Annotated in this window: 26 protein-coding genes; 25 read left to right on the top strand and 1 reads right to left on the bottom strand. The window is 46.3% G+C overall.

Annotated elements, in window-relative coordinates:
- Positions 1–5 precede the first annotated feature (5 nt).
- From dxs to ACR65H_RS12400, 22 genes are all read left to right on the top strand, one after another.
- A complete protein-coding gene (dxs, locus tag ACR65H_RS12505) occupies positions 6–1,907 on the top strand; it encodes a 1-deoxy-D-xylulose-5-phosphate synthase (RefSeq protein ID WP_440500637.1) in 1,902 nt (633 codons plus the stop codon).
- Positions 1,904–2,725, top strand: coding sequence for a TlyA family RNA methyltransferase (locus ACR65H_RS12500; RefSeq protein WP_440500636.1), 822 nt, complete (start codon positions 1,904–1,906; stop codon positions 2,723–2,725). The genes dxs and ACR65H_RS12500 overlap by 4 nt, the downstream gene beginning before the upstream one ends.
- A gap of 43 nt (positions 2,726–2,768) precedes the next feature.
- Positions 2,769–3,218, top strand: a complete 450-nt coding sequence (gene ahrC, locus ACR65H_RS12495) for a transcriptional regulator AhrC/ArgR (protein ID WP_440500635.1) — start codon at positions 2,769–2,771, stop codon at positions 3,216–3,218.
- Positions 3,219–3,250: 32 nt separating this feature from the next.
- Positions 3,251–4,951, top strand: a complete 1,701-nt coding sequence (gene recN, locus ACR65H_RS12490) for a DNA repair protein RecN (RefSeq protein ID WP_440500634.1) — start codon at positions 3,251–3,253, stop codon at positions 4,949–4,951.
- Positions 4,952–5,051: 100 nt separating this feature from the next.
- Entirely contained in the window at positions 5,052–6,023 is a 972-nt protein-coding gene (locus ACR65H_RS12485; RefSeq protein WP_440500632.1) for a SpoIVB peptidase S55 domain-containing protein, read from the top strand.
- A gap of 208 nt (positions 6,024–6,231) precedes the next feature.
- The gene (gene spo0A, locus ACR65H_RS12480; RefSeq protein WP_440500631.1) at positions 6,232–7,020 is read left to right on the top strand and encodes a sporulation transcription factor Spo0A; all 789 of its coding nucleotides are present in this window, start codon (positions 6,232–6,234) and stop codon (positions 7,018–7,020) included.
- A gap of 196 nt (positions 7,021–7,216) precedes the next feature.
- Entirely contained in the window at positions 7,217–7,822 is a 606-nt protein-coding gene (locus ACR65H_RS12475; RefSeq protein WP_440500630.1) for a hypothetical protein, read from the top strand.
- Positions 7,823–8,028: 206 nt separating this feature from the next.
- Complete coding sequence (locus tag ACR65H_RS12470) at positions 8,029–8,925, top strand: helix-turn-helix domain-containing protein (protein ID WP_440500628.1); 897 nt, start codon at positions 8,029–8,031, stop codon at positions 8,923–8,925.
- A 110-nt stretch (positions 8,926–9,035) separates the two neighbouring features.
- Positions 9,036–9,362, top strand: a complete 327-nt coding sequence (locus ACR65H_RS12465) for a helix-turn-helix domain-containing protein (protein ID WP_440500626.1) — start codon at positions 9,036–9,038, stop codon at positions 9,360–9,362.
- Between the two features lie 426 nt (positions 9,363–9,788).
- Positions 9,789–9,989 (top strand): hypothetical protein, encoded by a 201-nt coding sequence (locus tag ACR65H_RS12460; protein WP_440500624.1) that lies wholly within the window; start codon positions 9,789–9,791, stop codon positions 9,987–9,989.
- On the top strand, positions 9,986–10,378 hold the full coding sequence (locus tag ACR65H_RS12455; RefSeq protein ID WP_440500623.1) for a hypothetical protein: 393 nt from the start codon (positions 9,986–9,988) through the stop codon (positions 10,376–10,378). The genes ACR65H_RS12460 and ACR65H_RS12455 overlap by 4 nt, the downstream gene beginning before the upstream one ends.
- A complete protein-coding gene (locus tag ACR65H_RS12450) occupies positions 10,378–10,698 on the top strand; it encodes a hypothetical protein (RefSeq protein WP_440500621.1) in 321 nt (106 codons plus the stop codon). The genes ACR65H_RS12455 and ACR65H_RS12450 overlap by 1 nt, the downstream gene beginning before the upstream one ends.
- Before the next feature lie 68 nt (positions 10,699–10,766).
- Positions 10,767–11,186 carry a hypothetical protein gene (locus ACR65H_RS12445; RefSeq protein WP_440500620.1) on the top strand — a complete coding sequence of 140 codons (420 nt, stop codon included), beginning with the start codon at positions 10,767–10,769 and terminating at the stop codon, positions 11,184–11,186.
- Entirely contained in the window at positions 11,183–11,356 is a 174-nt protein-coding gene (locus ACR65H_RS12440) for a hypothetical protein (protein WP_440500618.1), read from the top strand. The genes ACR65H_RS12445 and ACR65H_RS12440 overlap by 4 nt, the downstream gene beginning before the upstream one ends.
- Positions 11,349–11,540, top strand: coding sequence for a hypothetical protein (locus tag ACR65H_RS12435; protein ID WP_440500617.1), 192 nt, complete (start codon positions 11,349–11,351; stop codon positions 11,538–11,540). Before ACR65H_RS12440 ends, ACR65H_RS12435 begins: the two co-directional genes overlap by 8 nt.
- Entirely contained in the window at positions 11,537–11,941 is a 405-nt protein-coding gene (locus ACR65H_RS12430; RefSeq protein WP_440500616.1) for a hypothetical protein, read from the top strand. Before ACR65H_RS12435 ends, ACR65H_RS12430 begins: the two co-directional genes overlap by 4 nt.
- Positions 11,942–11,945: 4 nt before the next feature.
- Complete coding sequence (locus tag ACR65H_RS12425) at positions 11,946–12,164, top strand: hypothetical protein (RefSeq protein ID WP_440500615.1); 219 nt, start codon at positions 11,946–11,948, stop codon at positions 12,162–12,164.
- Entirely contained in the window at positions 12,161–12,871 is a 711-nt protein-coding gene (locus tag ACR65H_RS12420; RefSeq protein ID WP_440500613.1) for a P-loop NTPase family protein, read from the top strand. The genes ACR65H_RS12425 and ACR65H_RS12420 overlap by 4 nt, the downstream gene beginning before the upstream one ends.
- Before the next feature lie 183 nt (positions 12,872–13,054).
- Complete coding sequence (locus ACR65H_RS12415; RefSeq protein ID WP_440500611.1) at positions 13,055–13,552, top strand: YodN-related protein; 498 nt, start codon at positions 13,055–13,057, stop codon at positions 13,550–13,552.
- Positions 13,539–13,724, top strand: coding sequence for a hypothetical protein (locus ACR65H_RS12410; RefSeq protein ID WP_440500610.1), 186 nt, complete (start codon positions 13,539–13,541; stop codon positions 13,722–13,724). The genes ACR65H_RS12415 and ACR65H_RS12410 overlap by 14 nt, the downstream gene beginning before the upstream one ends.
- The gene (locus ACR65H_RS12405) at positions 13,696–15,045 is read left to right on the top strand and encodes an AAA family ATPase (RefSeq protein ID WP_440500608.1); all 1,350 of its coding nucleotides are present in this window, start codon (positions 13,696–13,698) and stop codon (positions 15,043–15,045) included. Before ACR65H_RS12410 ends, ACR65H_RS12405 begins: the two co-directional genes overlap by 29 nt.
- 143 nt (positions 15,046–15,188) lie before the next feature.
- Positions 15,189–16,166 carry a toprim domain-containing protein gene (locus ACR65H_RS12400; RefSeq protein WP_440500607.1) on the top strand — a complete coding sequence of 326 codons (978 nt, stop codon included), beginning with the start codon at positions 15,189–15,191 and terminating at the stop codon, positions 16,164–16,166.
- A 158-nt stretch (positions 16,167–16,324) separates the two neighbouring features.
- Here ACR65H_RS12400 and ACR65H_RS12395 read toward each other — a convergent pair whose 3' ends face one another.
- The gene (locus ACR65H_RS12395) at positions 16,325–16,537 is read right to left on the bottom strand and encodes a helix-turn-helix transcriptional regulator (protein ID WP_440500605.1); all 213 of its coding nucleotides are present in this window, start codon (positions 16,535–16,537) and stop codon (positions 16,325–16,327) included.
- 451 nt (positions 16,538–16,988) lie between these two features.
- Between ACR65H_RS12395 and ACR65H_RS12390 the strand changes: the two genes are divergently transcribed.
- From ACR65H_RS12390 to ACR65H_RS12380, 3 genes are all read left to right on the top strand, one after another.
- Positions 16,989–17,546, top strand: a complete 558-nt coding sequence (locus tag ACR65H_RS12390) for a hypothetical protein (RefSeq protein ID WP_440500604.1) — start codon at positions 16,989–16,991, stop codon at positions 17,544–17,546.
- A gap of 132 nt (positions 17,547–17,678) precedes the next feature.
- Positions 17,679–17,843, top strand: a complete 165-nt coding sequence (locus tag ACR65H_RS12385; RefSeq protein WP_440500603.1) for a hypothetical protein — start codon at positions 17,679–17,681, stop codon at positions 17,841–17,843.
- Complete coding sequence (locus ACR65H_RS12380; protein WP_440500602.1) at positions 17,840–18,424, top strand: hypothetical protein; 585 nt, start codon at positions 17,840–17,842, stop codon at positions 18,422–18,424. The genes ACR65H_RS12385 and ACR65H_RS12380 overlap by 4 nt, the downstream gene beginning before the upstream one ends.
- Positions 18,425–18,435: the final 11 nt, after the last annotated feature.

The raw sequence follows: 18,435 nt of genomic DNA, 5'->3' as shown, positions 1-18,435 counted from the left end.
TAGTAGTGGATCTCACTAAAATTACAAATCCGTCTTTTCTTAAGACGCTTGATAAAGAGCAAATGACGGAATTGGCAAAAGAAATCCGGAAATTTTTAATTGAAAACTTGTCTGTGACAGGCGGTCATATCGGGCCTAACCTAGGTGTCGTCGAATTGACTATGGCGTTGCATAAACTGTTTGACAGCCCGAAAGATAAAATCATTTGGGATGTCGGACATCAAGCGTATGTGCATAAGATATTGACAGGGCGAGCAGGCCAATTCGGCACTCTCCGCCAATATAAGGGACTAAGCGGCTTCCCCAAGATGTCTGAAAGTGAGCATGATGTATGGGAGACAGGGCATAGCTCGACGTCCCTTTCTGCCGCTTTAGGAATGGCTGCGGCAAGAGATATGCAAGGTGATTCGAACCATGTCATTCCTATCATTGGCGATGGCGCATTGACGGGTGGTATGGCTTTGGAGGCATTAAACCATATCGGTCATTTGAAAACGAATATGATCGTCATCCTAAACGACAATGAAATGTCGATTGCTCCGAACGTTGGTGCGCTTCATGATATTCTAGGCAAGTTAAGGACTGCTGGAAAATACAATAGCGTAAAAGACGAATTGGAATATATATTGAAAAAAATTCCAGCAGTCGGTGGAAAAGTGGCTGCAGCTGCTGAACGAGTGAAGGATAGCTTGAAATATCTGCTCGTTTCAGGCGTGTTTTTTGAAGAGCTTGGGTTTACGTATCTAGGACCGATTGATGGCCACGATTTCAATGATTTGGAACGGAACCTTCAGTATGCCAAAAAAGTGGAAGGGCCTGTACTTCTTCACGTTTTGACGAAAAAAGGAAAAGGCTACACGCCAGCGGAAAATGATAAAATTGGAACTTGGCATGGAACTGGTCCTTATAAGATAGAAACAGGCGACTTCTTGAAATCGCCGACAACTGCTCCATCATGGAGCGGATTAGTTGCTGAAACTGTCAGGAAAATCGCACGGGAAGACAAGCGAATAGCAGCCATTACTCCTGCTATGCCTGTCGGCTCTAAACTGGAATCCTTTGCAGCAGAATTCCCGGAACGTTTCTTTGACGTGGGAATTGCTGAACAGCATGCCACTACTATGGCAGCAGGTTTGGCGACTCAAGGAATGAAACCGTTTTTAGCAATCTATTCGACATTCCTACAACGTGCATATGACCAAATGCTTCACGATATTGCAAGACAGAAACTGAATGTATTTATCGGCATCGATCGTGCTGGGCTAGTAGGAGCAGATGGGGAAACTCATCATGGCGTGTACGATATTTCGTTTTTACGCCATATGCCGAACCTCGTCATTATGATGCCAAAAGATGAAAACGAAGGGCAACATATGGTGAAGACTGCGTTGGAATATAATGACGGTCCTATTGCAATGAGATTCCCTCGAGGGAACGGTCTCGGAGTCGTAATGGATGAGAAGCTGAAAACAATTCCTATCGGTACATGGGAAGTATTGCGTGAAGGTGCAGACGGTTCGATTTTGACATTCGGAACGACTATTGCAATGGCTTTAGAAGCTGCTAATTCTCTTGCTAAAAAGGGGATCCATGTAAAAGTCGTCAATGCAAGATTCATTAAGCCGTTAGATACAGATATGCTTAATCAGCTTTTCAGAACAGGCAAACCGATTGTAACTGTTGAAGAAGCGGCATTGGCTGGCGGCTTCGGCAGTGCTGTTATTGAATACGCTCATGATGTCTCTTCGAATGTCTCCATCAGCCGTATCGGCATTCCGGATGAATTTATTGAACATGGCAGTGTAGATAAATTATTTGAAGAAATCGATTTGACTGCAGAAAATGTAGTTCGGACGATGGAGTTGGCTGTCAAAGGTTTCACACCGGCAGAAAGGGAAATTGTATGACGAATGGTCAATCTAAAGAACGCGTCGATGTTCTCCTTGTCCAACGAGGACTAGTGGAGACAAGGGAACAGGCGAAGCGTTCCATTATGGCGGGAATTGTGTTTTCTGCTGAAACAAGATTGGACAAGCCGGGTGAAAAGATTAAGATAGACGCTCCGCTTACCGTGAAAGGTTCAGCCTTGAAATACGTGAGTCGAGGCGGCTTAAAACTCGAAAAGGCTCTTGACGTTTTTGACTTATCTGTTAAAGATAAAATCGTCTTGGATATTGGCTCCTCAACGGGAGGATTTACGGATTGCGCTTTGCAGAACGGAGCAGACCATTGCTATGCACTCGACGTTGGAACAAACCAGCTTGCATGGAAAATTCGAAGTGATGAACGGGTTACCGTCATGGAGAAAACTAATTTCAGACATGCGATGCCTGAACAATTCACGAAAGGAACGCCGCAAGTAGCAACGATTGACGTGTCATTCATATCACTTTCCTTAATATTACCGCCACTGAAGCGAATAATTGCTGATGGCGGAGATGTCGTGGCCCTAGTTAAACCCCAGTTTGAGGCAGGAAAAGACAAAGTGGGGAAAAAAGGGATCGTAAAGGATAAATCTGTTCATTTGGAGATTCTCCACAAAATAGCGGAATCATCAAGGGATAATGGTTTTTCATTACAGGGCATATCTTATTCTCCTGTGACAGGGGGAGAAGGGAATATTGAGTTTCTGTTCCATTTGCGCTCGGAAGAAGAGCCTGTCAATCCATACGATGACACGGCTTTCGCGACATTAGTCTCTGAAGCGCATGAAGCGTTGAGTTGATATCTGAATGAAAGGTGTGAATATAAGCATGGGAGTGATTGTTTTGAATAAAGGGCAACGGCATCTTCGTATCCGAGATATTATTACTAATGAGGAAGTTGAAACTCAAGACCAGCTTGTCGATAAATTGAAAAGTGCTGGAGTTGACGTAACTCAAGCGACAGTTTCCCGCGACATTAAAGAATTGCATCTTATCAAAGTCCCATTGTCTGATGGTCGTTATAAATATAGCCTGCCGCCGGTCCATAAATTTAATACGGAAGAAAAGCTTCGTCGAATGATGACTGACGCATTTATCAGTATTGATAGTGCGAGCCATTTCATCATTTTAAAGACACTGCCAGGAAATGCACATGCAGTCGGCTCTCTTGTTGATAATTTGGGATGGGATGAAATGCTCGGAACAATTTGCGGTGACGATACATGCATGATCATTTGCAGGGATGAGTCGTTAACAGTAGATGTAAAATCGAGGCTATTAGCACTTATTTGAGCTGATCGTTCAATGAAGGAGGTGCATATTGAATGTTAAGTGAAATTTCCATTCATAACTTTGCCATAATAGAGCATCTCGAAGTGTCTTTTGACGAAGGATTGACTGTTCTTACTGGGGAAACAGGTGCCGGAAAGTCCATAATCATTGATGCGGTTCAGCTCCTTGCTGGTGCTCGGGGTTCACAGGAATTCATTCGACATGGCGCAAAAAAGGCCGAATTGGAAGGGATGTTTACGATCGACGACGAACATCATCCTGTCTTCGAGAAACTCTCTGAATTCGGCATTGAATGCGAGGATGGCAGTATTATTCTAAGACGCGATCTGAATGCTAATGGCAAAACGACTTGCCGTGTAAATGGTAAACTGGTGACAATTGCGAGTTTAAGGGAAATAGGTTCCCAATTAATAGATATTCATGGTCAGCATGATAACCAAGAGTTGATGAATGAGAGGCGGCATATTCATCTTCTTGATCAATTTGCTGGATCAAACTTGGCCGAAGCGCATCACAATTATTTGGAAGTTTATACTCAGTACTCCAAATTGAAGCGTAGATTAGAAACAGCAAATGAAAACGAACAACAAGTGGCGCAGCGAATCGATCTTTATTCGTTTCAATTGAACGAAATAGATAATGCAGAACTTGTTATTGGTGAAGAAGAAGAACTTGAAGAAGAAAAATTGAAGCTTCAACATTTCAACAGGATTTTTGAACGTTTGAATACTGCCTATGAATCTATTAGTGGCGACAATCATGCTTTGGATTGGGTTGGCTCTGCAATGAGCGATCTGGAAGATGCTGCTTCAATCGACAAGGATCTTGCATCTCATTCAGAAATCATTTCAACATGCTTTTACTCGCTTCAAGACACTTCACACGAATTAAAAAGCATTATTGACAGAATGGAGTACGACCCGACTAGATTGCCTGTCGTGGAAGATCGGCTAGCAATGCTTCAGTCATTAAAGCGGAAATATGGTGCAACGATAGAGGATATACTTATTTACCGAGAAAAAATTTCAGACGAGCTTGATCAGCTGCTCAATCGTGATGAACGGCTTGGACAAGAACAGGAAAAGCTGGCACAGCTTGAAAAAGATTTAGAAGTGGAAGCGAATGAGTTATCAATTATCCGACAAGAGTCAGCTATACGATTAGAAGATGCAATAATGCATCAATTGAAAGAGCTGCATATGGAGAAATCCACATTCAAAGTTTCCATCAATCGAAAAGCTTCTCTTGTTTATGACAGAAATGGTTTTGATGAAGTGGTGTTCCTCATATCAACAAATCTTGGGGAACCATTGAAGCCTCTTGTTAAGATTGCATCAGGTGGAGAGTTATCCAGAATTATGCTGGCGTTGAAAACGATTTTTTCTAAACACCAAGGGATTACTTCGATTATTTTTGACGAAGTTGATACGGGTGTAAGTGGTCGGGTTGCCCAAGCAATTGCAGACAAAATCGCAATGATTGCCACTCATTCTCAAGTACTTTGCATTTCGCATTTACCTCAAGTCGCAGCAATGGCTGATCATCATTTACATATTCGGAAAGATGTGAAAATGAACCGGACAACGACCTCCGTTGCAGAAATCACCGATTTGGAAAGAACGAAGGAATTATCCAGAATGTTGTCGGGGGCGGAAATTACACCGCTCACACTCCAGCATGCTGAAGAACTTTTAACGATGGCAGACGAACGGAAAACAACTTTTCGCATTTAGGCGCATACGTTATGTATGCGTTTTTTTACATGATTTAACCTTTCATAAGATTCATCTGAACGGACATACCAATAGTATCTTTCAGCCGAGGAGGTGAAACATGGGATGGAGTAAACGACTGATGTTATCCGCTTCGTTTGCCACGCTATTGCTTTTCCTGCCGTTCCAACACGATATTTCAGCTTCGTCAAGTGAACGGGTAATTCCGATGGGACATTCAATTGGTATTCAAATGGATTTGTCGGGCATTTTTGTTACAAATGATGTATTAATCAACAATGAGCAATGGCTAAAGGCGGGTGACTCCATTAACCGTCTAAATGGGACAGACATCGTCAGTCTCAACGATTTCGAAAAAGTCATGGCGAAAGCGAATAAAGGGAAAATCCACATGAATATCAGTCGAAAAGGCAAGTCTGTTGAAGTGATGGCGGAAAAAGAAGCCGTAAATCGTCTCCTTCCGTTCCTTAAAGACCGAACAGAAGGAACCGGGACATTGACGTATGTCGATCCGAATCGAGGCACTTATGGAGCCCTTGGCCATCAAATCGTTGACAGCTCCTTGAAATCTCCACCGCCTTTTAAAAATGGGGCAATTTACCTTTCTGAAATTGAACAAATTAAGAAAAGTGCACCAGGCACTCCGGGTTACAAAATCTCCTCCATTGTTGATGATGACGAGTATTTAGGCACAATCCAAACCAATGGAATTTACGGAATATTCGGCACTTGGAACGATGCTCATAAGGAAGTGTTAGCTGATCCACTCGAAATTATGCAACCCGCAGAATTACAAGCGGGGGCAGCGGAAATTTTTACTACTGTAAAAGGGACGGAAGTCGAAAAATTCTCCATCCGAATCACAGACGTTGAGGAGGAACAGTTCCATTTTATTTTAACCGATGCAAAATTGCTGGAAGAAACCGGAGGAATTTTACAAGGTATGAGTGGAAGTCCAGTCATCCAAAATGGAAAATTTGTCGGGGCAGTCACTCATATGTTTGTCGATGAACCCAAAAAAGGCGCCGGCTTATTTTTAGTTACGATGCGGGACGGTGAACGAACACGGTAAAAAAAGTCGATCCGCTTTTGGATCGGCTTTTTTCATTGAATTTCGTCGAATATTGGCGAAACTATAATCCGTAAGTTTCATTTTTCAAAAAAGGAAAGGATTGTTCAAATGTTTGTCGAATTTTTCCTTTACAGCAGTTCATTTTCATGCGAATAATATATTCATGGGAGTAATGTAAATGGATGAATAATGAGTAGGGGGAAACGGGATGGGGAAAGTAAGGATAGCAATTGCGGACGACAATAAAGAACTAGTGAACACGATGGATGCATATTTCGAACAGCATCCAGATTTGGAAGTGATTTGGACAGCTCATAATGGCAAGGTCTGTCTATCCATGTTACAAGAGAACAAGCCTGATTTACTACTATTGGACATTATTATGCCTCATTTGGATGGGATTGCAGTGTTGGATACAATAAAAAAGAATCCAGCATTAGCTGATATGCATATTATTATGCTAACAGCATTCGGACAAGAAGACGTCATGGCACAGGCAGGTGGGTTAGGGGCTTCCTATTTTATGCTGAAACCTTTTGAATTTGACAGGTTAGTTTCGCAAATATTCCAAATAGCAGGCATACAAAAACAGTCAAAGCCGGTCGTTCAAAAGTCGGTGGAAGCAGATTCCGCGATATCACAAAGGATGCTTGACACAACCATTACGTCGATTATTAAAGAAATTGGAGTACCGGCCCATATTAAAGGTTATGCGTTCCTTAGAGAGGCTATCCAAATGGTCTATACCGACGTCGATCTGCTCGGTTCAGTTACAAAAGTTCTTTATCCGGATATTGCAGAGAAATATAAAACAACCCCATCTCGTGTCGAGCGTGCAATTCGGCATGCAATTGAAGTTGCGTGGAACCGGGGGAATTACGACGTCATTTCAAAAACATTCGGCTATACAGTCCATCATTTGAAAAGCAAGCCTACCAATAGTGAATTCATTGCAATGATTGCAGATAAAATACGTTTAGAGCATGTAGCAAGTTAAACGTTGCTACTACGGTGTTTGTAGCGTTGAATTGAGCGGTGTTTGTGCCGTGAAATTTCGTTGCCACTCCGATAAATTACGGGCAATCATAGCGACAAAATTGACGTATGACCGCATTATACCACATTCGCGCTAACTTGCTACTGGAGACGTTTTCCAATATAATAAGAAAAAGAGCGAATGGAGCGAATTATTGATGAAAAAACCGTTTTATAAACGTTGGGCTACGTACTTATACGCATTTCTTGCGATAGTTCTACTCGGCATGATACTGCCGGACGCGCCTGACGGTAAGCCTGCGGCGGAAAACATCGCGGAAGCTGCTGCGGAGCCGACCGCAGAAGAAAAGGCGGCCGCGGAAGAACAAGCTAAGAAGGACGCCGAAGCAGCGGCGCGTATCGCGGAGATAACGAAGAAGAACGAAGCGGAAGCCGCGAAGAAGGCGCAGGCTAAAGCGGCCGAGGATGCAAAAGCGGAAGAACAAGCCGCGCAACAGACGGCAGCACTATCGGAAGCATACGACCGTCTAATCGCAGAATCGGACGGTGTGATCGTTAGTATTGTCGCGGAATCCGACTACGAAATCGTAAACGTGCGTTTGACCGACGACTTTGCGTATCTGCCCGTGACGTTACGACAGCAATTCGTCGATGACTTCGGCGGCAGGATCGAATCCAATACACGCGCGCAAATGTTCGAAGGGCGCGGCAGTAGCGATTTCGTTTACGTATATTTCGTAAATAGTAAAGGCGAGCACCTAGCTGAAACGAAGCACTTGGAGCGCGGATGGAAAGTTAAATAACGGAATTACGAAGGCCCTGCGCTTAATTGCGTGGGGTCTTTTTTGCGTGGTGTGCGTAGGACTTTCGAATTAAATTACGCAATCTATGTCCCATATCGCGTATATACCGTCCCCTTCTGTAGTAAAGGCGGAAAAGAATTTCGCAAAATTACTCCGCACTTTCGTTTTCAAAACGATATGGAAGTAAGGACGCAAAATATCGGGAGGTGGTTAGGATTTTAGAAGTTGAACTAGTTCAATCGGATTTAGACGCGGGGATGTCAGTATCTGCAATCGGACGGAAATATGGAGTACATCACGAGACTGTTCGTAGGTTCATTAAGCGTAATTCCTTTGAAGATTACGTAGCTTTCGATGAAATTGAATATCACGCTATTCCTCCAGTACTGTTAGCGGATTGCTTCCATATTGATAGTCCGTATAAAGTTGTTCCGAACGAACCGGTATGCGAGTACGTAATGCGTAATTTTAACGTAGACATGCCCGGCATCACATCGCTTGCGGATGACTATCGTAGTGATTTGGAGCGAGAAGCACTTTCTCAATTCGTTGCGGATCACAGCCCGGACGATTTAAATAACGCAGCACTCACAGAATATCGGCATATCGTTCATTATATTTATAAACATTACGGCGGTTTCGATAATTTCCGAGCTTACCACAATATTTCGGTCCCATTAGTCGAATATACGTCCAGTTTGAATCGCTCGTATTTCGCAAGAATGGGCCATCGTTTTGAGTCGATGTTACACAAGTCTTTCCAAGTAATCGGCAGTCCCGTATCAACCACATACTATCAAGATGGCTGTCTACCTGATTTCGTTCTCGAAGACGAATGGCTCGACGCGAAACTATCAAAGAGTACAGCGTTTAATAGGGGATGCAAGACAATCGAAAAGTACACGCGCCACACCGACTACTTAACGTTAATCTACGCAATAGACGATATGCCTGACGATGACATTCCGGATTTACCCGAAGGCGTCCGTCTTGTGCACGTATTCGACTACTTTCCGGATATTTCACCGGGGCTACGTGACGAAATTCAGACGTTAATTGACGAAGTGTCAGCGCGAAAAGGAAGGACGGTGAAAACCGCATGACGGAAATCGGTAAGGCGCTGTGGATGGCGTATGTGGTTGTAATAGTTTGCATGTTACTGGCGCAAATGTGGCGGAGTGCGGGCGAGGAATGAGCGGGGAGGAGCGTTGACATGCCGAAAGATAAAGTCGTAATCGACTTCCGTGAGCGCCCGTTCTTCTTAATGACGCGCGATGTAGTCGACAAAGACACGAAGTTGGAAAAGCCAGTTGACATCGCAGTATATGCGGTCTTGTGTATGTACGCAGATAACAACGACAAGACATCGTACCCTAGCGTCGAAACTATCGCAAAGAAGGCGCGGTGTAGCGAGCGAGTAGCGCGTAGATCGTTGCAGAACTTGAAGGACGCCGGTTACATCGATATTCGTAAGAGAGCGGATGCGCGAGGGTTTCAGGCGTCGAATCAGTATGTATTATTGGACGTAGCCCTGTCGTAATTGACAGCCCGGCACTGTCGTTTTTGACAGCCTCGGGGTGACGGAAAGGACAGACGAACTATACTTACAGTTATCTATACTTATAGTTAACTAAACTAAACATACGTCGCAAAGGAAATAAGTGATAAAAGATAAGTTCAAGACCGTTGCTCGAAAACAAGTTTTCTCGCTATGTATCCTTTTAGAGAAACGCAATCTATATAAGAGATAGAAGGGCGCGCCAAATCTTTTAAAAGATAAAAGAAAACTAAAGCAAAAGAAAGGCGGCGGCCGCATCGCACTTCACCGGAGGACCAACACATAACGTAGTTTGCGCCCACCTTAGAGCGCTCCTAACCCGATTAGGAACAAACACTCACGGACGAGCCTACAAACGATTCTACGCGGTGAAATCCCGCTCAAAACAAGCGAAGGAGTGACGCAATCATGACGCAATTAAAACGGCTACAAGTAACACGCAAGCAAGCGGCGGCAGTCGAGCAATATCGGCAGGCAAGCGCCGGCAACGACTTTAACGCATATCTATTCGCAATTGTCGCGCTGAACGACGCAGGACTTTACGAAGCTGACGCGACAAGGGCGTTGGCAGTCGGTTACGTAATTACAAACGGGGAGGAATCGGAATGACAAACGGAAAAGTGAAGATACCGCAAAAGGTTATGGAAGCGATCGATAAATTGCTCGGAGGAATCGACGGTTATCATTTTACGAAATACGGAATACTTGCGCATTTAGATGACGCGAAAGAACTTGCTAAATTCGCGGAGTTGCGCGTGCTGAACGATTATTATAACTCGCTCGAAATGGATTCACAGCGCCATCCTAACGAGTTAATGCGCGCACTCGTCAACGGCTACGAAGTTGAAAAGACGCCGGAGGAAAAAGTGCGCGATTACTACGGCAAGATTAACGCATTAATCGCGGAGCACAGGTACTCGCACGACGTCGGAGTTCGCTTTGGAATCGAGAAAACACTCGACTTGCTCGGTATTAAAATCGAAGGAGTGAATGCGTAATGACAACGCCAGCTAAACGCACAATCGCAATCGACGCAGAATATCGCCTAGCATTTCCCGACGCGGACAATATCGTAATCGAGCGCCTTATCACGGTCGACCCGACGAAATCACCGGCATTCGATCCGGATAAACACGACGCAACAATCCGGCAGGAATGGCGGAGCGTCGGCAAATATTTCGCAACTATACCGCGCGCCCTCACGTTTCTGAACGAATATAAAATACGGACGGGCGACGCTACTACATTGCGCGAAGTCCTCGACGAATTACGCGCGTTTAAAGCGCACGTAGACGCGTTGTTGAGTGCGGAGGTATAAACGCTCGGACAAGCGGTTAGAAACGCGTAGGCACGGTGAAATCGCAGCAAAACTAAGGAGGAAACGGAATGAAACCACTTACAACGCAAGACCTCGAAGCAATCCGCAAGCGAGCGGAGGCGGCTACGGTGGGTCCGTGGAAATATAACGATCAGCACGGATATTTGGCGCCAGTAACACCGCAACGGGAAATATGCGCCATAACTAACGAAATAACGCGGTATTATGACGCCGAATTTATCGCCCATGCACGCGAGGACATTCCCGCGCTACTTGCGGAGGTTGAGCGGTTGCGGGACGAAATCGAATCACATGCGCCGCATGGACGTAATTATACGAATCAGCAGTATGTAGATTTACTGACCAAATACGAAGATATGACGTCGATTGCGTTATGGTCTACGCGCCGATTATCGCACAGACAGCACAAAGACTTCGCATATGACGCTATCGAGCGGAATCTTGGACGGGAGGTTGAGCGCGTATGATTCGGCGATTATTCTGCAGACATGCGTGGATGTGGGTCGGACGTGATTGGAAACTTTCTGCGCATGTATACGGATGTACAAAATGCGGAAAGGCAATGGGAGTATCCGACAGTAAGGGATTGCTGTGGAGATTGCGCAGAGAAATGAAAGGAGAGACGTTCGATGACTAAGCGATTCCCTACGGAAAAACTCGCAGTATTTAAAACAACCGTAGTAAATTCGAATAAGCTAAAACAGTACGCACAAGATAACGAACTGTACATCGAGACACACGTAACGATGGGCGGCATAGCAGTATATACGGAAATAGATTCGAATAAAATCGTAGAATTGCTCGGAGGCGTTAGCGAATGACTAAACTCGCACCTGCGAAAGACTGGCGGAATCGTCCGCTAGATACGTGGAATACGACTACTTTTCACGCTTACCTTGCGGACAAGCATAAGGAGTTATTCGGAATCGACTACGCACCTTTTCGCGGATGGACTGCGGAAAAGGGAATGATCGGCGATTTAATCGGCACACGAACGGGCAAGCCGCGCAAGGCATCGAATGAAGCGGTCAAGCGTTTTATCGATATTACCTTCGATAATTATACGCCTACACCGCAATATCCGGGCGTTAATTTCGGGTGGATATGGACGTATCGGAAAACGGACTGGCAACGGATACAAGCGGACGAGCTTGCGCAGGAAAGACGTAAGGCGAGCGTAGAAGAAGCGCCTGACCTCGAAGAACTGAACGGGTGGTGGTGACGGAATGGGAAACGGAAATTTATGCTTTAGTTGCTTCGATGATATTACGTTTCAATATCACGGGTATAACGCGGAGAAGTTCCAATCGGAAATAAATCGATATACTAACGCAATTTACGAAGGCTTGACGGTTAACTGCTCCCTTTGCGGACGTACAGCGAAATATAACCGCGACGAACCTTCGGGCAAGTGGCAACAAACGTACGAGGAGGCGGTAGGATGAAATGCATACTCGACGGCTTTAAACGCGGCGGCTGCGCTACTTGTCCGGCACAATGTCCGCATTTTATCGCCCTCTACGGACTAAACGGCAAGGGCGGCCGGATCGGCGCGGCGGGCATACCGGACGACTACCGCAATGTGACGCTCGCCAACTCGCCAGCGCGCGAGAGCCAAGCGGACATATACGCCAGTCTTGCGCGCTATGCCGACACGTTTGCAGGCAATGACGTAAAGAGCGCGTATTTATGGTCGGAATCTCCAGGTACGGGCAAGACTACGACGGCGGTTGCGCTACTGCACGAATATATTGCGCGCAACTATATCGCGGCGTTAAAGAGGGGCGAACAGCCGGCGCAAGTTATGGCGGTATTCCTCGATGTGAACGAGTTTCAGTCCGAATATAACCTCGCAGCTATGACGCATGACGAAGACGCAATGAAGCGGATCGGTGCGAAAATAAAGCGCGTACAGCAAGCGCCTTTCGCCGTTCTTGATGACGTTGGCGTGCGTAGCGCTACGGAGGCATTTTCTGCGTATTTACACGCAATTATCAATCACCGCGTCGCTAACGGACTGCCGACCGTGTATACGTCGAATGTCGCGATAGACGAGTTAAGGGACGTATTTACTGCGCGGTTGTATGACCGTATTCGCGATAATTGCGGCGTGATTCATTTCGGCGGAAGTAGTAAGCGTGGAAGACGTTAGTACGAAGGAGGTAATAATATCGACTACTTCGACAAGTTCAATATAGTCTGTGATAACTGCGGAAGCGTGTCTGTAAACGTGTATTTAACTAGCTCCCAAAACTTCGCAGTCATAAAAATCGAATGCGATGAATGCGGAAATGAAGAAGCGAAAGACAACGGTTAATTCGAAAGGAGGGCGCACATGCTCGAACCAATCGCGCAAATTGACGACTTAATCACGATCGAAGGATACGGCGACCGCGTATTCCGCGTAGACGGCTACACGCGCGAGGAATCGTACAACCGCGATTTTGAGGCGGAGGACATCTACTACGATTGCCATTGCGTCGTAACTGCGGAATATATGATGGCCGACCAAGCCGACGTTAAACTCGCCTGCAGAGCGGTCGAAGCTGACGCCTATTTGCACCACTATAAAATGCCGTCGTTTCTATCGCCATTGTTCGGAATACCATTTTATGCGGAGGTGGACGAAGTGTTTAAACCGAAGGTAAAAACGCCAGCCAAGCCGAAGGTTCTCACGCGTGCCGAAAAGATCGACGCGCTACTCGACGAAAGAAATAACGTAGGTTCTTCCGATGACTTCGTAACTGTTGCGGACATGGAAGCGTATAAGCAGCACAGATATGACGAAATTGATGCGCAAATAAAGGAGTTGACTGCGGATGGACAATCGTAGTTTTAAAGCGAAATCACTTGACGCGGTTAATTCGTGGACATTCGCAGAAATGGGCGAAAAGAAAGCGAAGAAGGAGCATAAAGCGGACATAAAACGTCGTAGGCGGACGTTAGAAAAACGCCATGCAGAAAAGGAGGTAGACGATGGAATACGCGAAACTGATGCTCAATAAAGTAATCGAAGAAAACGCAGTCGACGCCCTAACGCGCCATCAAATTACGCTCGACGACATGCCGTCCGACGTAGACCGCGCGACCTATCGTTTCGTAACGGATTATGCGGCGCAAAACGGCGGGCAGGCGCCGAGCTATTTGACGGTAGCTGCGGAAGTTTCGGGCTACGAATACTTGCCGGACGTGAGCGATCAATACGAATACCTCGCGCGTAAGATTAAGGACTTCACGGCACAGCGGCTAATATTGCGATGGTTCGAGACTGGCGAGTTCGAGCGCAAGCTAAACGAATTAGGCGGCGAAAGTTTCATAAATGACTACTTGCTTCCTGCGGCTGAATCGGTTAAACTTAGAACAAGCGTTCGAGAAAAGGTAGGAACGGACATAAAAGCGGATGGTTCGAAATTCCTAGACGAATATATTGAACGCAAGGAAGGACGCTCGTTCAAGTTATGGAAATCGAAGTTCCCGCTAATCAACGAACAAATAGGCGGCTATTTCAGCGGTAACATGTATACGTGGTATGGACGATCAGGGCGCGGTAAATCCGTTTTTACTATGGAAGAAATCGTAGAAGCAGCGTTTCAGGGCGCGACCGTACTCGTGTGGGCCATGGAAATGAGCCGCTTCGAATGGATGGCGCGTGCCTATTCGACAATCAGCGCAAGGGTTAGCGGAACGACCGAGAAAATAGACGGCATAGATTACGAGGTAGGTTTCGAGAATCGTGCGCTATTGTCCGGTAAGTTGTCGGAAGGTTACGAAGAAGGATTGCGCGTGTTCGTCGATAAGCTCGCAAAAGGCGAAATACTGCCCGGCAATATCATCTTACGCGCAGCGGACGACAGCGATTTCCTTACGCGCGATACGAAGCAACTTGCGGCAGACATTAAAGCTACGAAAGCAGACGTCGTACTGATTGATCCGATTTATCTAATGGACTTCGACGCAAATACGTCGCGAGTTGCGGGCGGAGACGTTGCGAATACGTCAAAACGCATACGGCGACTGTGCGGGTCGGAAAAAGCCGTTATTCATATCGTGACGCAAGCGGAAGAAGTTCGCGACGACACAGACGACGAGGGCGACCGTATCTTATGCCCGCCGAAACGCGCAGAAATAAAAAAATCGAAAGCTGTACTAGAGGACGCGACGAATACGTTCGGTATCGATTCGCTAAACGGAGAGGGAATTATTGAAATCGGCAAAGGTCGTAACGGAGGGGAAGGTACGCAAATAAACGTATTGTACTTACCTAACTTCGGGATTGTGCGCGAAATGGAAACGGGCGAGGCGGTTGCGGCGGACTTCGACTTCTAGTTAACTCTCGCGCCGATTTGACGTAGAATAATAGTAGGGAGCGCAAAATAAGTTGTTTCAAAACGGACGACTTTTGGTAGTACTTATTATACGCCGTGTGAATCCGATCGAGTTACGTACTATAGATAGTAGGAGGTGCATTTATGGCACTCGTAAAAATTCGCAATCAAACGCTCAACATCGACATCGCCGAGGAACTCGCGGAATACGACTTCGGCTACAATGCCGACTGGCGCGCGGACAAGCTAATCGCGCAATCACCGTTTCGCGACGACAGGACGCCTTCCTTTTACGTCCACCTTGCGGGTGAACACGCCGGCACATGGGGCGATAGCGGTTCCGGTCAAAAGGGCGGCTTGCTCGCACTACTTGCGGAGCTGCGCGGCGAAACGACCGAAGACGTTGCGGACTACCTGACGGCAAAGTACGGCGCGCCCACGCGTCAGGGCGAACCTATACGGATTAATGCGCCGCAATTACGCACGCGCCCAACGTACAACACGCCCGAACCCGTCACGCAAGCGGTAAGTCCTTATTTGCGGACGCGCGGCATAACGGATGACGTACAGCGGCTTTACGCGGTTGGCTACGGGGAAGACAAGCCAGGCTTTACGGCAATTCCGTGGCACACACCGGACAGCAAGCTCGCGAACATAAAATATCGCAGTACGCGCGGCAAGGACTTCTTCTACGTTAAAGGTGCGACGCCAATTGCCGATATAGTCTATGGGCTGGACGCGATAAACGAAAGGCGCGAAACTGTTGCGGTATTGTGCGAGGGCGAAATCGACGTAATGTCGTGGCGTGTTGCGGGTATTGCGGCAATTGCCGTCGGTAGTGCTTCGATCAGCCCTGCGCAAGTGGACGCAATAAAGCGGTCGAGCTTGCGCATGATAGCGTTGGGCGGCGACAATGACGCAGCGGGCCGGCGGCTGAACGAAAGAGCACGCGCGCAGTTAGCGGGACATTTGGAATTATGCGTTATTGAATACGGCGACTGCAACGACGCAAACGATTGTTTAATGCGTCACGGGCCGGATCAGTTACGTTATTTGTCAAACTTTTCCGTGTCTAAATTGCGTGAAAGTGCTATACAAATACCGAAATTGGCGGTAAAATAAGGGGCGAGCGGATAAAATATTACGGATTGTCGAAATTTGGAATAAACGTCTTTACAACGTACTACTATCGCGTTATGATGTAACGGCGACGAAAGGTAAACAAAACGTTACCTTGCGCCCGGACGGTAAGAACCCGTCCCGACCTGCGATACTGCGCATTAAGATACTTCGAACTCGTAGAGGTCGTCGAGCGAACAATTCAGCGCAATAGCGAATTTAGCCATCGTACCTACGTTCATTAGGCGCCTATTATTCTCGTAGGCGGAGATAGTTTTCTCGCTAATGCCCGTCCTAACTTCGAGGTCGTATTGCGTATAGCCGCGCGCAGTCCGGAGGTCGTACAACTTACAGCGCAGTGTAACGTTTATCACCGACCACCTCCGCGGATAATTTTACCATAACGGAGGGGATAAACGTAAGCCAAATAAAAAGACGCCCGATTAGGCGTCAGTATTGCGGATTATTTCGACTACGGATTCGATAGGTAAGTCGAGGTGTAGGCATATACTTGCGATGTGCTCCAACTTTACAGGCCGATCATTATTTAGCGCAACTCCAACATTTGTCGAGAGACCAAGCTCGGACGTAATCCTCTTGATTGAAAGACCCTTTAGGTCCAAGTAATCCCTTAACGGTTTGAATGTGAACATTAATACCCACTCCCTATGTAAATTGTAAGATAAATGGTTTGACTTTCTCAAGCTATTATATTATGATTCAATTAATAAGTAAATAGCCGAAAAAACTTTTGAAGAAATGTCCCATATTGCTAGGTGACTGTCCCCTTCTATAGTATAAGGCGAAATAAAAGGAGGAAGTAAGTTGATCGCAAGTAAAAACTTAATATTTATCAAAGCCGCGATGCAAAACAAAACCGTTGTAAGTTTAGTAGAAAAAGCATCTGCGGAAATTTGGTACAAGCTGCCCGACGCAACATCATTTGAGCATACTTGTTATGTATCTATTGGCAAGGAGATAGTCGAGAAGGAAATAAAGTCGGTAGCAGCAATTGCACGATATTGCATTAACCGCGCGGCAGCTCGACATTTAAAGCGTAGCAAGTACGAAGCTCCTACATCATTCAGAGATTTGGCAATCTCAAAGGGTAATGACGAGGAAAGTGCCGAGTACGAAGCGGAGGACGTTTTGGCGAACGTCGAAAATGCATTGGTAATGAAAGAAACGCAAAAAGAAACGATCTCCCTGTTGGCGCAAGGAGACCGTCGCAGAAACTTAGTTTTGAACGCTTGGGCAAATGGATTTACGGATAGTCGAGAAATTTCCAGTATCTTGGCGGATACATTAGGCGGAAAATCCGAATCACACCGAAAATTCATTACGCGATTCAAAACAGAATGTAGAGCGGTATTAACCGCATAACAATGGTGTCTTATTTAGTTGCGGGTAATATTTCATATAAGTACTTTATTAAGTATTTATAAAAATACTATCCGCAAGCTATTATACCACCGTTGACTATAGTATACAACTACTTTTAGGAGGTATATAGAAATGTTTATACACGTTATGGAAAATTTAGGTGCTAATGTAACGCAATCACAACGCAATATCGACGAAGCTAAACTAACATATGCGGAATATCACGGCGATATTCCTTGCGATGACGATCCGGCGGACTACTACACGCCAGCCCTGAAAGGGGTGCGCCTCGCATGACGACATTAACTGGCAAGCGTGCGTATGCTTGCACGGAACACGCGAAGCAGCGCGCAACTGAACGGCTTGGCATCGATTACGCCGACGCGCATCGCCAGCTCATGAACTACATGCAGACGGCGGTTTACCGCGGCGCAACGTCCAACAGTCGCATCTTCGACCACTATAAGTCACGGACGCGCCTCGTACTCGATCCGGTCAAGGACGTAATTATCACGGTTTACAGCCTCGATGACATTGCGCAACACCGTGGGTTCGAGCCGCAAACCGGCGCACTCACCGACGTAATCCGCACGACAATCGAGCGCGAACTACGCAAGGCGCGCCGAACGTTTAAACGGTCTTACAGGCAGTATACCCTCCGGCTTGCGGACTTAAACGTAGAAATTGCGGAGTTATTTCGTAATAAAGTACGCTGCAAACATCCGGGTACGCAGGCGCTAATACAAGCGCAAATTGACGTATTGGAAGACGAAGCGCGGGCGGTTCAGAACGCAATGCAAACGCAAGAGTCCGAATATCGCGCCATCGAGCAAGAGGCTTCGGTATATCTACGGACGGAAGGCGAAATGGTTTCGTAAAGTTGACGAAA

Source organism: Sporosarcina sp. SAFN-015, assembly GCF_059415085.1.
Note: the sequence above shows the minus strand (reverse complement) of the source record. Positions and strands in the feature narration are given on the sequence as shown.

Bases quoted from the DNA above. Each gene is read 5' to 3' on its own strand.
- ACR65H_RS12500 (WP_440500636.1), top strand. From the start codon at position 1,904: ATGACGAATGGTCAATCTAAAGAACGCGTCGATGTTCTCCTTGTCCAA.
- recN (WP_440500634.1), top strand. From the start codon at position 3,251: ATGTTAAGTGAAATTTCCATTCATAACTTTGCCATAATAGAGCATCTC.
- ACR65H_RS12485 (WP_440500632.1), top strand. From the start codon at position 5,052: ATGGGATGGAGTAAACGACTGATGTTATCCGCTTCGTTTGCCACGCTA.
- spo0A (WP_440500631.1), top strand. From the start codon at position 6,232: ATGGGGAAAGTAAGGATAGCAATTGCGGACGACAATAAAGAACTAGTG.
- ACR65H_RS12475 (WP_440500630.1), top strand. From the start codon at position 7,217: ATGAAAAAACCGTTTTATAAACGTTGGGCTACGTACTTATACGCATTT.
- ACR65H_RS12465 (WP_440500626.1), top strand. From the start codon at position 9,036: ATGCCGAAAGATAAAGTCGTAATCGACTTCCGTGAGCGCCCGTTCTTC.
- ACR65H_RS12460 (WP_440500624.1), top strand. From the start codon at position 9,789: ATGACGCAATTAAAACGGCTACAAGTAACACGCAAGCAAGCGGCGGCA.
- ACR65H_RS12455 (WP_440500623.1), top strand. From the start codon at position 9,986: ATGACAAACGGAAAAGTGAAGATACCGCAAAAGGTTATGGAAGCGATC.
- ACR65H_RS12450 (WP_440500621.1), top strand. From the start codon at position 10,378: ATGACAACGCCAGCTAAACGCACAATCGCAATCGACGCAGAATATCGC.
- ACR65H_RS12445 (WP_440500620.1), top strand. From the start codon at position 10,767: ATGAAACCACTTACAACGCAAGACCTCGAAGCAATCCGCAAGCGAGCG.
- ACR65H_RS12440 (WP_440500618.1), top strand. From the start codon at position 11,183: ATGATTCGGCGATTATTCTGCAGACATGCGTGGATGTGGGTCGGACGT.
- ACR65H_RS12435 (WP_440500617.1), top strand. From the start codon at position 11,349: ATGACTAAGCGATTCCCTACGGAAAAACTCGCAGTATTTAAAACAACC.
- ACR65H_RS12430 (WP_440500616.1), top strand. From the start codon at position 11,537: ATGACTAAACTCGCACCTGCGAAAGACTGGCGGAATCGTCCGCTAGAT.
- ACR65H_RS12425 (WP_440500615.1), top strand. From the start codon at position 11,946: ATGGGAAACGGAAATTTATGCTTTAGTTGCTTCGATGATATTACGTTT.
- ACR65H_RS12420 (WP_440500613.1), top strand. From the start codon at position 12,161: ATGAAATGCATACTCGACGGCTTTAAACGCGGCGGCTGCGCTACTTGT.
- ACR65H_RS12415 (WP_440500611.1), top strand. From the start codon at position 13,055: ATGCTCGAACCAATCGCGCAAATTGACGACTTAATCACGATCGAAGGA.
- ACR65H_RS12410 (WP_440500610.1), top strand. From the start codon at position 13,539: ATGGACAATCGTAGTTTTAAAGCGAAATCACTTGACGCGGTTAATTCG.
- ACR65H_RS12405 (WP_440500608.1), top strand. From the start codon at position 13,696: ATGGAATACGCGAAACTGATGCTCAATAAAGTAATCGAAGAAAACGCA.
- ACR65H_RS12400 (WP_440500607.1), top strand. From the start codon at position 15,189: ATGGCACTCGTAAAAATTCGCAATCAAACGCTCAACATCGACATCGCC.
- ACR65H_RS12385 (WP_440500603.1), top strand. From the start codon at position 17,679: ATGTTTATACACGTTATGGAAAATTTAGGTGCTAATGTAACGCAATCA.
- ACR65H_RS12380 (WP_440500602.1), top strand. From the start codon at position 17,840: ATGACGACATTAACTGGCAAGCGTGCGTATGCTTGCACGGAACACGCG.